At 35.2% G+C, this 12,873-nt stretch carries 12 protein-coding genes; 9 read left to right on the forward strand and 3 right to left on the reverse strand.

What is annotated here, in order from left to right; all coding sequences use genetic code 11:
* Nucleotides 1-31: 31 nt before the first annotated feature.
* Both K1I41_RS06490 and K1I41_RS06495 read left to right on the forward strand, forming a co-directional pair.
* Complete coding sequence (locus K1I41_RS06490; protein ID WP_220639567.1) at nucleotides 32-2,176, forward strand: S46 family peptidase; 2,145 nt, start codon at nucleotides 32-34, stop codon at nucleotides 2,174-2,176.
* A gap of 107 nt (nucleotides 2,177-2,283) precedes the next feature.
* Nucleotides 2,284-3,642: a UDP-N-acetylmuramate--L-alanine ligase gene (locus K1I41_RS06495; RefSeq protein WP_220639568.1), complete on the forward strand. Its 1,359-nt coding sequence runs from the start codon at nucleotides 2,284-2,286 to the stop codon at nucleotides 3,640-3,642.
* Between the two features lie 59 nt (nucleotides 3,643-3,701).
* On the opposite strand, the gene K1I41_RS06500 is transcribed toward K1I41_RS06495, so the two are convergent.
* Nucleotides 3,702-5,192 (reverse strand): S41 family peptidase, encoded by a 1,491-nt coding sequence (locus K1I41_RS06500; RefSeq protein ID WP_220639569.1) that lies wholly within the window; start codon nucleotides 5,190-5,192, stop codon nucleotides 3,702-3,704.
* 223 nt (nucleotides 5,193-5,415) lie between these two features.
* A complete protein-coding gene (locus K1I41_RS06505; protein ID WP_220639570.1) occupies nucleotides 5,416-5,991 on the reverse strand; it encodes a DUF1287 domain-containing protein in 576 nt (191 codons plus the stop codon).
* Nucleotides 5,992-6,088: 97 nt separating this feature from the next.
* Here K1I41_RS06505 and radC point away from each other — a divergent pair, with 97 nt between their 5' ends.
* Nucleotides 6,089-6,787 carry a RadC family protein gene (radC, locus tag K1I41_RS06510; protein WP_220639571.1) on the forward strand — a complete coding sequence of 233 codons (699 nt, stop codon included), beginning with the start codon at nucleotides 6,089-6,091 and terminating at the stop codon, nucleotides 6,785-6,787.
* Nucleotides 6,788-7,158: 371 nt separating this feature from the next.
* On the opposite strand, the gene K1I41_RS06515 is transcribed toward radC, so the two are convergent.
* A complete protein-coding gene (locus tag K1I41_RS06515; RefSeq protein ID WP_220639572.1) occupies nucleotides 7,159-7,866 on the reverse strand; it encodes a hypothetical protein in 708 nt (235 codons plus the stop codon).
* Between the two features lie 218 nt (nucleotides 7,867-8,084).
* Between K1I41_RS06515 and K1I41_RS06520 the strand changes: the two genes are divergently transcribed.
* The 6 genes from K1I41_RS06520 to K1I41_RS06545 all read left to right on the forward strand — a co-directional run bounded on the left by K1I41_RS06520 (nucleotide 8,085) and on the right by K1I41_RS06545 (nucleotide 12,869).
* Nucleotides 8,085-8,666, forward strand: a complete 582-nt coding sequence (locus K1I41_RS06520) for a TetR/AcrR family transcriptional regulator (protein WP_220639573.1) — start codon at nucleotides 8,085-8,087, stop codon at nucleotides 8,664-8,666.
* Between the two features lie 50 nt (nucleotides 8,667-8,716).
* Nucleotides 8,717-9,466: an SDR family NAD(P)-dependent oxidoreductase gene (locus K1I41_RS06525; protein ID WP_220639574.1), complete on the forward strand. Its 750-nt coding sequence runs from the start codon at nucleotides 8,717-8,719 to the stop codon at nucleotides 9,464-9,466.
* Nucleotides 9,467-9,666: 200 nt separating this feature from the next.
* Nucleotides 9,667-10,296, forward strand: coding sequence for an ABC transporter ATP-binding protein (locus tag K1I41_RS06530; RefSeq protein ID WP_220639575.1), 630 nt, complete (start codon nucleotides 9,667-9,669; stop codon nucleotides 10,294-10,296).
* Nucleotides 10,293-11,681 carry an ABC transporter permease gene (locus K1I41_RS06535; protein ID WP_220639576.1) on the forward strand — a complete coding sequence of 463 codons (1,389 nt, stop codon included), beginning with the start codon at nucleotides 10,293-10,295 and terminating at the stop codon, nucleotides 11,679-11,681. The genes K1I41_RS06530 and K1I41_RS06535 overlap by 4 nt, the downstream gene beginning before the upstream one ends.
* Entirely contained in the window at nucleotides 11,674-12,180 is a 507-nt protein-coding gene (locus K1I41_RS06540; RefSeq protein WP_220639577.1) for a hypothetical protein, read from the forward strand. The genes K1I41_RS06535 and K1I41_RS06540 overlap by 8 nt, the downstream gene beginning before the upstream one ends.
* On the forward strand, nucleotides 12,180-12,869 hold the full coding sequence (locus K1I41_RS06545; protein ID WP_220639578.1) for a YjjG family noncanonical pyrimidine nucleotidase: 690 nt from the start codon (nucleotides 12,180-12,182) through the stop codon (nucleotides 12,867-12,869). Before K1I41_RS06540 ends, K1I41_RS06545 begins: the two co-directional genes overlap by 1 nt.
* The last annotated feature ends 4 nt before the right edge of the window (nucleotides 12,870-12,873 follow it).

Here is a 12,873-nt window from a genome sequence, read left to right on the forward strand (position 1 = left end):
TTAGCTATTAACCTTAACTTCTATCAAATTGATGAAAAAATTAGTTTTATTCGTAACCATGTTCATCATGGTACTGCCAGTAAGGGCAGACGAAGGAATGTGGTTTTTAATGTTCATAGAGCGTTTGAACCACAGAGATATGCAAAAAATGGGCTTACAGCTTACGGCTGAAGAAATTTACAGCATAAACAACCATAGTCTTAAAGATGCTATCGTTCAGTTCGACGGTGGTTGTACTGCAGAGGTAATTTCTAAAGAAGGATTGGTACTTACCAACCACCACTGTGGGTACGACGCTATTGCAGAGCTTTCTACGCCAGAGGCAAACTACCTTAAAAATGGATATTGGGCAGCAAACCGCCAAGCTGAGCTAAAGCCAAAATCATTATACGTACGCTTTTTTGTTCGGATGGACGACGTGTCTAAAAGAATATTGAGTAAAGTAGATGATAGTATGAGTGAAATAGAAAGAGAAAAAGCTATCAATCAGGAAATTGCCATCATACAAAAAGAAAATAGTGAAGATGGTAGGTATACCGTTTCTGTGCGTTCGTTCTTTCAAGGTAACGAGTACTACTATTTTGTTTACGAAGATTATACAGATGTACGCCTAGTAGGTACACCACCAGAAAGCATTGGTAAATTTGGTGGCGATACTGATAACTGGGAGTGGCCACGCCACACAGGAGATTTTTCTATGTTCCGTATTTATGCAGATAAAGACGGTAACCCAGCAGAATACTCAGAAGATAACGTGCCATTAAAGCCAAAACACTACCTTCCAGTAAGTATGAAAGGTATCCAAGAAAACGATTTTGCTATGATATTGGGGTATCCAGGACGTACCAACCGTTGGATGCCATCGGGAGGGATTGAGCAAAACGTTAAGTACGCTTATCCAGCATGGGTAGAGTCGTCAAAACTAGGTATGGATAAAATGAAAGTGCATATGGACGAAAGCGACGAGGTTCGTTTAAACTATGCATCACAGTACGCCCAAGTAGCCAATTACTGGAAAAACCGACAGGGTATGATTGATGCACTTACTAAACATAAAACAGCTGCTACTAAGGCAGAGGCTGAAGAAAAATTTAATAAGTGGGCAAACAAGAAAAATAACAAAGCAAGATATGGTAATGTTATACCTACCATAAATAAGTATTACGCAAAAACTAACGAGAAAGCACGCCACGATAACTACCTTATAGGTTTGTTACGTACCAGTACTTTTGCAGTACTCCCATACAGTTTAGGCAGAGGGCTTACAGCGTATGCCAATGCTAACGAAAACGGTAGGGCTGCTATGCTACCACAAATAAAAGAAGGCGTTAACGAAGCGTATAAAACACTATACTTACCGTTAGAAAAAGATGTGCTTGCAGCACAGCTTAACCTGTATGCTACAAAGTCAGAAGGTTACCCAACAGAATCTTATATTGATGAAGTAGGTAAGGCAAACGATTACGATTATACATCGTATGTAAGTGAAGCTTTTGATAATAGTATTTTTACAACCAAAGAAAAAGTAATGGCTTGGTTAGAAAATCCAGATACTGAGGCTTTAAACAACGATTTATTGTACAAGCTATCTAATGCTATTATTAAGCAGTACAGAGCCAAAACAGATGAAGAGGCACAACTTGAAGCAGATTATTCGAAAGCATTCCGCCTTTTAGTACAAGGAATGAGAGAAGCAAATCCGAAAGAGAAATATTATCCTGATGCTAATAGTACATTACGACTAACGTATGGTAAAGTACGCTCGTTACCTGCTGATAAGAGAAATGATGCAGAAGTAAACTACTATACTACAATGAAAGGTGAAGTGGCTAAATATAAGCCCAACGACCAAGAATTTGACCTTCCTAAAAGATTATTAGAACTTTATAACGCTAAAGACTTCGGTCAGTATGCTGATAAAGCAGGGCACATGCCTGTAAACTTCCTTACGGATAACGATATTACAGGAGGTAACTCAGGTTCGCCAGTACTTAACGGTAAAGGAGAACTTATAGGGCTTGCCTTTGATGGTAATATTGAAGCTATGGCAGGTGATGTTATTTTTGACAAGGATTTACAACGTACTATTAATGTTGATATTCGCTACGTACTTTGGATTATAGATAAGTATGCAGGAGCAAAACATATTGTTGATGAAATGACACTTGTACGTTAATTATATAATTATTGGTTCAAATTAAAAACGTCCTGCAATTGCAGGACGTTTTTTTTAGTTTCAGTATCATTAATAGTTTTCCTACTTTTGAAAAAACAAATAAAAACATGCGTACACATTTTATAGCTATAGGTGGTGCAGCAATGCACAATTTGGCTTTGGCACTTCACGAAAAAGGATATAAAATAACAGGTAGTGATGATGCTATATTTGAGCCATCGCGAACACGACTGGAAAGTAAAGGCTTGTTGCCTGACGAAATGGGGTGGTTTCCAGAAAAAATAACGAATGATATTGATGCTATAATATTGGGAATGCATGCCAAAGCCGATAATACTGAATTATTGAAGGCGCAACAATTAGGCTTAAAAATATACTCGTACCCCGAATTTTTATACGAACAATGTAAAGACAAAACCCGTGTGGTAATAGGCGGATCGCATGGTAAAACTACAATTACGAGTATGATACTCCACGTAATGCATTACCACAATATAGATGTAGATTATATGGTGGGTGCCCAATTGGAGGGGTTTGATACTATGGTTCGACTTACTGAGGAAAACGATTTTATTGTTCTTGAAGGCGACGAGTACTTATCTTCTCCTATAGACAGACGCCCTAAATTTCATTTGTACCAACCCAATATTGCTTTAATAAGTGGTATAGCATGGGATCATATCAATGTATTCCCTAAATATAGTAATTATGTAGAGCAGTTCGAAATATTTGTGGAGCAGATAACTAACGGTGGGATTTTAGTGTATAATGAAGATGATGCAGAAGTAAAAAGAGTAGCTGAAACAACTGCAAACCCTATTCGCAAACTACCATACACAACTCCCGACTATACTGTGGACAATGGTACTACCTACTTAGAAACTCCAGAAGGACCTATGCCTATAGAAGTGTTTGGAGCGCATAACCTAAACAATCTTGCAGGAGCAAAGTGGATATGCCAAAATATGGGTGTAGATGAAGCTGATTTTTATGAAGCGATTTCAACTTTTAAAGGAGCAAGCAAACGCCTTGAAAAAATAGCTGAAAATGGTACTAATGTTGCCTATAAAGATTTTGCACACTCGCCCAGTAAAGTTGCCGCTACTACTAAAGCCGTAAAAGAACAATACCCAAACCGAACACTTGTGGCTTGCCTAGAACTACATACGTACAGCAGCCTTAATGCTGAGTTTTTAAAAGAATACGAAGGCGCTTTGGATAGTGCTGATGTAGCAATAGTGTTTTACTCGCCAGATGCGGTTAAAATAAAACAACTGGAAGAAGTAACATACGAACAAATAGCTAAGGCTTTTAATCGTGAAGATTTGATTATCTATACAAATCCTGATGAGTTTAAAGAATATCTTTTCAGTTTAAAGAAACAAGATAAAGGAACAGCATTGTTATTAATGAGTTCAGGTAATTATGGCGGGCTTAATTTTGATGAGGTTAAAACATTATTATAAACTATTTTATGTATAAAAAAGGGAAGCTATTAGCTCCCCTTTTTAGTGTTATCGAAACCTCATAATTTTATTTTCTCAATGGCAAAATTAAATTCTGTATCCTTATTGTCTAGAAAATCCTGATAGGTTTGGGTAACTTTGAAATCGGGTTTAACTCCATCTCCATATTTTTCATCTAATAATTGTTCTACATCTTGCTCTAAATCAACGATTGAAAAAGTTACATCTAACTTGGAGTTTGGTAGTTCGTAGGTTACAGGGATATGTCCAGTATGTCCATAATATCCGCCCAGCGTTTCTTCTCCTATTATTATGGTGTTTGGGTCACTTTTTAATAAACTAGCAAATAATGAACCTGCAGAAGCTACAAATGGGTCAATGAGTAATATAATGCGTCCGTTAAAAGCATTTTTATTAGGATGCCAAGTCTTATTGAAAGTGCTGTTTTGGTAATACTTCCCATCTTTAAGAATTGAATGTTCTTCTGCCAATTCACTAGCTAGTTCTTTGATGTCATCATAAACATAATATTCTTGATTCGGAACCTCATTAAATAAGGTAAAAGCAGTAGTATTTTCTTTAAAGCTCCTTTTTGTTAAAAAAGAATAAAGCAGCAGGTCGTTAGGATCGTTTCCGCCACCATTTCCACGAATATCGACAATAAGGTTCGGAATATTATTAGTCTTTAAATTTGTAAACACTGAGTCTAAAAATTTCACATATTTTTTATGTCCTTTAGATTTTGGGCCGCCCATTGCAAAAGTATTTACCTCTAAAACCCCAGTATTTATGCTGTCTAGATATTTATAGGTATAATCTTCATTTTTTCTATTCTCATAGGTTTTTGAAAATCGCTGGTTGTAATTTTTATAAAAATCTTTACATGTAACACTTGCTATTTTTAATTCTTGAGTTCTACTTGAGTTTTGCGTTCTGTATTTTAATTTAAATTCATTTTGTGCCCCTAATGTCAAGTAAATGTAGAATGGTAGCCAATCTGTTTCAATACCTGCATATTTTCCAGTTTTATTGAAACCATCCGTACTAACATATTTTGAGATAAGAGTCGAAAACTGATTTTCGGGCATATTGTTTACCGAAATTATTTCACTACCAAGAGGAATTCCTTTGTAATCTAGATTTGTATAAAGCTTATTATTAATATATTTTAATGGTATTGGAAAATATATTTTTTGCTTACTTAATTTTTTGTCTAAAGAATCAGGATATTTCAGAGTGTTATGACAACTACCAGTATAATCTATTACATTCCATAGAACGGTGTAGAATTCACGATAGGATAATTTTTTGGTAATTAATTTTTTATTTGAGGCAAACACACTATCAATTTCTGCCTTTGTATGATATTTATATAACCCTGCATTAGCATTTATGTAAATAGATTTCAAAAGGTCATAATCTTCAAGCATTTCACTTTGAGTAAGTGAGCCTTCTTTATTAATCACTGTTTTTATACTTTCTTGTTTACAAGAATTCAGTAAAATTAGAGATGGGAAAAGAACAAGAATTAAAAATTTTATTAGTTTCATTTTTTAGTAAGTTTACTATAAAGACTGCTTTTGTTATTGAGTGTTACAGTTTTATTTAAATTGTTATTAAATAATGCTGTAGATTTTATTAAAAGTAAATAAATGCTCTAGTTTACTAAAAAATGTCAATTTGTTTAAGAGTGGAACCCTAAAAGTAATAGTATTTATAGAGAGGGTTCTAGTAATTGTGTAAGATGTAAGTTAAAAAACTGTATAAGCTATTTTATGTTTGTTTTTTATACCTATAATGACCTGTAATAGTATAATTGAAAATACAATCTTCTAATTCTTGACCGCGACCGATGTTGTGTACTAATTTATAACGTTTTCCATCTGTAGATTTTTTGTTTACTACAATACCAATATGTGGTAAGCCGCCAGGCAACCGCCAACTTACAATATCACCTGGTTTATAATCGCTAGCTCTTTTTGTTACAGGTAAAACAGTTCCTTTTCTAGTAAAAAAAGTTTCCAAATTCGGCACACGTCTATGGTCAATGTTCGTATCGGTATGTTTCAATCCCCATATTTTCGGATATTTCGAGAAATTAGCCTTCATATCCTCATGTACCTCCTTTTGTAAATCGATACCTAGCTTTCTGTAAGCACGTATAACAACATCAGTACAAACCCCTCTGTTTTTGGCTACGTCACCGTTGGGGTAAGGTATTTTGCAATAGCTACCATCGTATATTACATGGTCTTTTGTTAATAACAGTGCAGCATCAGATAGTTTACTGTAAAAAGTATCCTGATTTGGACTAAGTAGCAGAAAAAATAGAGGTATGAGGTATTTCATATAAGTTGATTTTGTAGTAAAACGTAAGAATATTTATACGTAGTATAACTACTTTTAAAAAAGACTTATATTAGCAGTCCACCCTCAAAAAATTACTATGGAACAAACTACAAGTCCGTTTTCTATAAAACATTGGTCTGAAGACGACAAACCTCGTGAAAAATTAATGCAAAAAGGCAAAGCAACGTTAAGTGATGCCGAACTGATAGCCATACTCATTGGCTCGGGCAGCCGTAACGAAAGTGCTGTAGAGCTTAGTAAGCGTATATTGGCAAGTGTAGACAATAACCTTAACGCATTAGGTAAATTATCAATACAACAATTAATGCAATTTAAAGGGATAGGCGAGGCAAAAGCAATAAGCATTGCTGCTGCTATGGAATTGGGGCGTAGGCGCAGGGAAGAGGCTGGAATTGACTTGAAGCAAATTACCTCGAGTCGTGCCGTATTCGAGCTAATGCAGCCCATAATTGGCGAATTACCTCACGAGGAATTTTGGATTATTTACTTAAATAATTCCAATAAGGTAATTTACAAAAATCAACTGAGCAAAGGAGGTATTACAGGTACATTGGTTGATGTTCGGATTGTGTTTAAAACAGCACTAGAGCAAAATGCAACAAGTATTATTTTGGTGCATAACCACCCATCGGGACAATTACAACCTAGTGATTCTGACAAGCAAATAACTCGCCAGTTAAAGGCAGCTGGTAAAAGTTTAAGTATTTCGGTACTCGATCATGTTATAGTTACCGAAAATGGTTACTATAGTTTTGCCGATGAGGGTATTTTATAAACTAGTGTAATCTTTCTTGGTTCAATTACATAGTATGTTAATAAAACAGGGATGGTTCTATGAGCCATCCCTGTTTTATTATATAAATAGAATTACAAAAAATATTTTTTATAGAGAAGATAAATTACAAAAGCAGTAGCAATTATTATAACCAAAAAGCCCAAATAAAAAATAAACGTATTAATTTTTTTATCTGAACGCGAGTTAATCAGCGTAATTATCGACATAGTCGATATAACGCACATAACTAATAAGCTAAGCAAAAAAAAGACTTTACCTTTGAAAGACGAAAGAATTGAGAACACAATAAACAATATAAGTGCTAATATTGATTTTTTGTTGATTATCTCTTGTTTCATTATATAAATTATTTAGTGTATAGCGATACCAGCATCATCTAGGCAGTTATGCCAATCTCGTATAACTCTTTTTTTACAAATTTCACCTTCAACGGTTGCATATATGGCACTTCCTAGAGCTACTATACCACCACCACCTAGTATTGAACTCACAAGACCAGCTCCCAGTTCTTTAGCTGCATCATCAAAACAGTCTTTTAAACCATTTCTTTTATCCCTGTCGCATGGGTGTATATTAGGCCCATTGGTATCACCAAATAAAAATATGTTTCCAGGATTTAAAGTTAAAGTATTATCAATAGCTTCAACAATTGCATTTTCTTGCGAAGTTCTATCTTTGTTTTTGAAGTCAGGATTACTAATTAAAAAATTATTAAAATTGGTTATTTGATCTTTTGCTAACTGAACTATTTTTATTGCGTTTCTTCTGTCAACACTATTATTGACTAAAATATTTTCAAATTCTATTTCAGATTTAGCATTTCCTATTTCTTGTAATGCAACCTCATTTATAAAACGTCCAGCATTAGCCTCATCCTCCCAAACAGCCACAATAGCTTTGCTGATAATACAATGGTTGTATGCAAAATCATCAATTGTCATTTGTCCATTGCTTTTAAGAGAAATTGACTGGTTAGTATTGGTTTCACTCTCGTTTAAGTCACTAGAGCAACCTACAAATACTAATGCTATAAAAGGCATCCAAATTCTTTTTAACATAATAGTTATAATTTTAAATTATTTTTAATAGCATGTTGGTTGTCAACACTAAATGCGGCGCAAATATAAATAGTACAAAAGTCATTCGATTGCGGTTTTTCCGCAATTAACATTTATTCATCAAAAAGATGCTAGAAGTCATGATTAAACTTTAACATATATTTATGTTCGGGCATTTCATTAATTTTATAATTTTGAAACGTTCATTTCAATTAAATATGCCGAGAGTAGAAACATTTAATAAAGAGTTAGTATTGAAACAAGCTACAGCCGTATTTCACGATAAGGGTTACAATGCTACGTCGATGCAGGACTTGGTGGATGCTACTGGTTTGAACAGATCTAGCCTATACAATTCGTTCGGGAGTAAACTGGATTTGTATATGGAATGTTTAAAAAGCTACCAAGATGGGTACATGCTAAAAATATCGGAGGTATTGCAAAAAGCGGAAAACTCCCTAAATGCTATTGAGCTTATTTTTGATTTGTATTTGCAGGATACTATTAACGACCCTGATGATAGGGGGTGTATGCTAACAAATTGCAAATCTGAGATGGCACATCATGAGGCGTGTATTACTAAGTTTTTAAACAGGAATCAAGAAACATTTTTGGCTCTACTAGAAGATTTGGTTGCTAAAGGGCAACGAGAAGGGGGGGTAAATGATAACAGAACTCCAAAGGAATATGCCTTGTATTTGTTTTCGTCCATACAAGGATTTAGAACAATAGGAATTTTAATATCAAATAAAAACGACTTACAAAGTGTTATAAACACAACAATACAAACATTAATTTAAATTTTTTTTAATCAAATTTGAAACGAACGTTTCAAAATAAAAGCGTAATCATGAGTAAACTAAGAAACAAAGTCGCTATTATAACAGGCGCAAACAGCGGAATTGGTTTAGCAACAGCTAAACTCTATTTAAAAGAAGGTGCAAAAGTGGTGCTTTCTGGACGACGACAAGAAGCATTAGATGAAGTTGCCAAAGATTTAACAGGCGATTTTATAACCGTTTTAGCAGATGTTGCTAAACCCGAAGATAACGTTAGGCTTATTAACGAGGCAACAAACCATTTTGGTAAAATAGACATCCTGTTTTTAAATGCGGGTATAGCACCTCCTACGCCAACTAATGAAATTACAGAAAGCCATTATGATGAGGTTTTTAATACCAATGTAAAAGGACCCATATTGGCTGTTAAAGCCGCACTACCTCATATAAACGATGGGGGTACTATTTTATTTACAAGCTCTATTGTTAATCAAAAAGCATTTGATGGCTTTGGGGTATACTCGGCAACCAAAGGTGCCTTGAGCGCTTTTGCACGTGTACTAGGGTCGGAAGTTAAATCCAGAAAAATACGCGTAAATACAATAGCCCCGGGACCTATTGAAACGCCTATTTATGGTAAAATGGGATTGCCACAAGATGTGCTTGATAGTATAGGCGAAGATTTTGCAGCTCAAGTGCCTTTAGGTAGGTTTGGAGCTTCGGAAGAAATTGCTGCCACAGCTTTATTCTTAGTTTCGGACGATGCATCGTACATTAACGGTGTTGAAATAGAAGTTGATGGAGGATTGAGCCAGTTATAAATCGTTTTCAATAATTATATAGTCTCAGTTTAATTTTAGTTAAACTGAGGCTTTTTTGTTTTGGATAATAGTAACAGTTCTTAAAAAAAGAACAACGTAACCTAACCAATAGCTATGTAATTTAACAACAATTGTGATTTTACCGTATTTTATAATACCCAGTTTTTAAGTAACTTGCCAAGCACATAAATGGTTACTGCATGATAAGTACAAAAAGCATTCATTTTTCTTACGGAAAAGGCACCAATTTTACGTTTCCCGATGTAGCAATACAACGTGGCGAAACACTCCTTATAACAGGAGGGTCCGGTAAAGGTAAAACTACGTTACTACATTTATTGGGCGGTTTAATAAAACCAAAATCGGGCGATATACATATTGAAGATGTTAATATAGCAAAACTTTCAGATAAAAAGCTAGACCATTTTCGAGGTAAGAATATCGGGTTGGTATTGCAGCAATCGTATTTCGTAGAATCGCTAAGTGTTTTAGAAAATGTTGTTTTGGCATCGTGGTTGGCAACAGGTAAACAAGCCACTCAAAAAGCACAACAATTACTAACCCAACTCGGCTTAGAAGACCAAATACAAAAGTTACCCTCACAATTAAGTATAGGGCAGCAACAACGGGTATCTATAGCACGCGCTATTATAAACGAACCCAAATTGCTTTTGGCAGATGAGCCTACGTCGAGTCTTGATGACGAAAATGCGTTTATCGTAGCCAATATGCTTTCGGGCTTGGCAAAACAGTATGGGGCCGCACTTATTATTGTAACGCACGACCAGAGGTTGAAAGATCGTTTTTCGAACCAAATAACATTACTATGATTACAAAAATAGCTTGGAAAAACATTTGGTTTAAGCCCCTTAATACATTGCTTAGTATTATACTACTAACGGCTAGTGTAGCTATTATTACACTACTAATACTGTTACAAGAGCAGTTTGAGAAGAAATTTAATAGTAATATAGATGGTATTGATTTAGTTATTGGCGCACAAGGTAGCCCACTGCAATTAATACTATCGTCCGTATATCAGGTAGATGCGCCCACAGGAAATATTAGTTATACAGAGGCAAAACAATGGATGAACCATCCGTTTGTAGAAACCGCTATACCATTAGCATTTGGCGATAATTATAAAGGTTTCCGTATAGTAGGTACTACACCTGAATATTTAAAGAAATACAACGCTGAAATAGCGCAAGGTAAAGTTTTCGATAAAAATTTTGAGGTAGTAGTAGGGAGCGAAGTAGCCAAAAAAATGCAATTAAAATTGGGCGATACTTTTTTTGGTTCGCATGGCGATAGCGAAGAGGGCGAAGTGCACGACGACCAAGCCTATGTAGTAGTAGGTATTGCTACCGAAACAGGTAAAGTTGCCGATAATTTAATATTGTGTAATGTACAAAGTGTTTGGGCAATGCACGATCACGATCATGAAGGACACGACCATGGCGACCATGAAGAGCATGATCATGATGCACACAATCATGATGAAGCACATAATCACAATCACGACGAGGATAACCATAAAGGGGATAATCACGACCATGATGATACCCAAGTAGCAGCTTTGCACGATACACACAACCACGACGATCACGATCATGAAGGGCATAGTCATGATGCACATGACCACGACAAACCAATAAGCGAAGAGGGGAAAGAAATAACTGCTGTGCTCGTAAAAATGAAAAATAAAATGGCAATTTTCTCGTGGCAACGTATGATACCCATGAATACCAAAATGCAAGCAGCATCGCCAGGGTTAGAAATTAACCGATTATTCTCATTATTTGGTATTGGCTTACAAGCCTTACAATACCTAGCCTACGGTATCATGCTCATCTCAGGTATTAGTATTTTTATAGCACTGTACAACACGTTAAAAGAAAGAAAATACGAATTTGCTTTATTACGCGTTAACGGAGCAAGCCGTTTCCAATTACTAGCACTAGTACTTATAGAAAGTTTACTTTTGTGTATTACGGGCTTTTTATTTGGAACGATTGTTGGAAGAATAGCATTAATGCTAATTTCGGGCTCATCGGAAGAAGAGTTTAAAATGACTTTCAACCCCATGGAATTTGTTTGGGATAAGGAAGGCTATTTATTTCTGCTTACTATTGCAGTAGGTGTTATTGCAGCCGTTATACCAGCCGTAAAAGCATACAGTTTAAACATATCAAAAACACTCGCAAATGCGTAAAACATTTTTTATAATAACAACACTTATACTATCAGGTTTTTTCCTTACGGCATTAAGTACACCACAAAGTACCAGTGCGGGGCATTCGTATAGTATCATAAATTCAACCCCTTCAGTTTTTGCCGATACGTTAAGTTGGAAACTATTGGGGCGTATACAATACGAAAAAAAGCCAAGTAAAGAGTACCCAGAAGGGGTAATGTACCCAAAAATAAACAGTACATTAAAAACAAAAAATAAAAAAGAAATTGTAATGAGCGGCTTTATTATCCCTATCGATAATAAAAATTATGCGCTTAGTAAAAATGTATTTGCTGCTTGCTTTTTTTGCGGACAGGCAGGACCAGAAACCATTATGGGTATTAAGTTTAAAGATGCATCAGTTCGGCTAAAAACCGACCAATATGTAACCTTAAAAGGAACTTTCCGTTATAACGATTCGGATGTAGACGATTGGATATACCATATAGAAAATGCTATTATTGTAAAAGGTAAATAATGCGAATAGTAAATAAAGAAACTATTTTTTTTGACTTAGATCATACCTTATGGGATTTCGAAAAAAACTCGGCATTGGCTTTCGATACCATTTTACAAAAGCACAATATTCCAGTTAATGTACCCGATTTTGTAACACAATACGTACCCATTAATTTACGGTACTGGAAACTGTATCGTGACGGTAATATTAACCAGCAGGAACTACGATACAACAGATTAAAAGAGGTATTTGATATTTTAGAGTATACTGTAGAAGATGCGATGATAAATACCTTATCGCAAGACTATATTAAGCACTTGCCTTTAAATAACCATTTATATGATGGAGCTATTGAGGTGTTAGAGTATTTAGCACCAAAATACGATTTGCACATTATTACCAATGGTTTCCAAGAAGTGCAGGACACCAAATTGAAAAACTCAAATATTCAGCATTACTTTAAAACAGTAACCAACTCTGAGTTGGCAGGGTGTAAAAAACCACACCGTTGTATTTTCGAATTTGCCCTTAAACTTGCCAATGCCCAAAAACAAACCAGTATTATGATAGGCGATAGCATTGAAGCCGACATACAAGGCGCACTCGATTTTGGCTTGGATGCTATTTACTTTAATGAATTTAATAACGAAACCCCCACCAATATTAAGCAAGTAAACCACTTGCTCGATCTTAAAAACATACTATAGCACA

The organism is Flavobacterium litorale, from assembly GCF_019613795.1.
Classification (GTDB): domain Bacteria; phylum Bacteroidota; class Bacteroidia; order Flavobacteriales; family Flavobacteriaceae; genus Flavobacterium; species Flavobacterium litorale.

What these genes read in the sequence shown, in the direction of transcription:
- K1I41_RS06535 (WP_220639576.1), top strand. Translation starts at nt 10,293, where the DNA reads ATGATTACAAAAATAGCTTGGAAAAACATTTGGTTTAAGCCCCTTAAT.
- K1I41_RS06545 (WP_220639578.1), top strand. Translation starts at nt 12,180, where the DNA reads ATGCGAATAGTAAATAAAGAAACTATTTTTTTTGACTTAGATCATACC.
- K1I41_RS06540 (WP_220639577.1), top strand. Translation starts at nt 11,674, where the DNA reads ATGCGTAAAACATTTTTTATAATAACAACACTTATACTATCAGGTTTT.
- K1I41_RS06500 (WP_220639569.1), bottom strand. Translation starts at nt 5,192, where the DNA reads ATGAAACTAATAAAATTTTTAATTCTTGTTCTTTTCCCATCTCTAATT.
- K1I41_RS06515 (WP_220639572.1), bottom strand. Translation starts at nt 7,866, where the DNA reads ATGTTAAAAAGAATTTGGATGCCTTTTATAGCATTAGTATTTGTAGGT.
- K1I41_RS06525 (WP_220639574.1), top strand. Translation starts at nt 8,717, where the DNA reads ATGAGTAAACTAAGAAACAAAGTCGCTATTATAACAGGCGCAAACAGC.
- radC (WP_220639571.1), top strand. Translation starts at nt 6,089, where the DNA reads ATGGAACAAACTACAAGTCCGTTTTCTATAAAACATTGGTCTGAAGAC.
- K1I41_RS06490 (WP_220639567.1), top strand. Translation starts at nt 32, where the DNA reads ATGAAAAAATTAGTTTTATTCGTAACCATGTTCATCATGGTACTGCCA.
- K1I41_RS06520 (WP_220639573.1), top strand. Translation starts at nt 8,085, where the DNA reads ATGCCGAGAGTAGAAACATTTAATAAAGAGTTAGTATTGAAACAAGCT.
- K1I41_RS06505 (WP_220639570.1), bottom strand. Translation starts at nt 5,991, where the DNA reads ATGAAATACCTCATACCTCTATTTTTTCTGCTACTTAGTCCAAATCAG.
- K1I41_RS06495 (WP_220639568.1), top strand. Translation starts at nt 2,284, where the DNA reads ATGCGTACACATTTTATAGCTATAGGTGGTGCAGCAATGCACAATTTG.
- K1I41_RS06530 (WP_220639575.1), top strand. Translation starts at nt 9,667, where the DNA reads ATGATAAGTACAAAAAGCATTCATTTTTCTTACGGAAAAGGCACCAAT.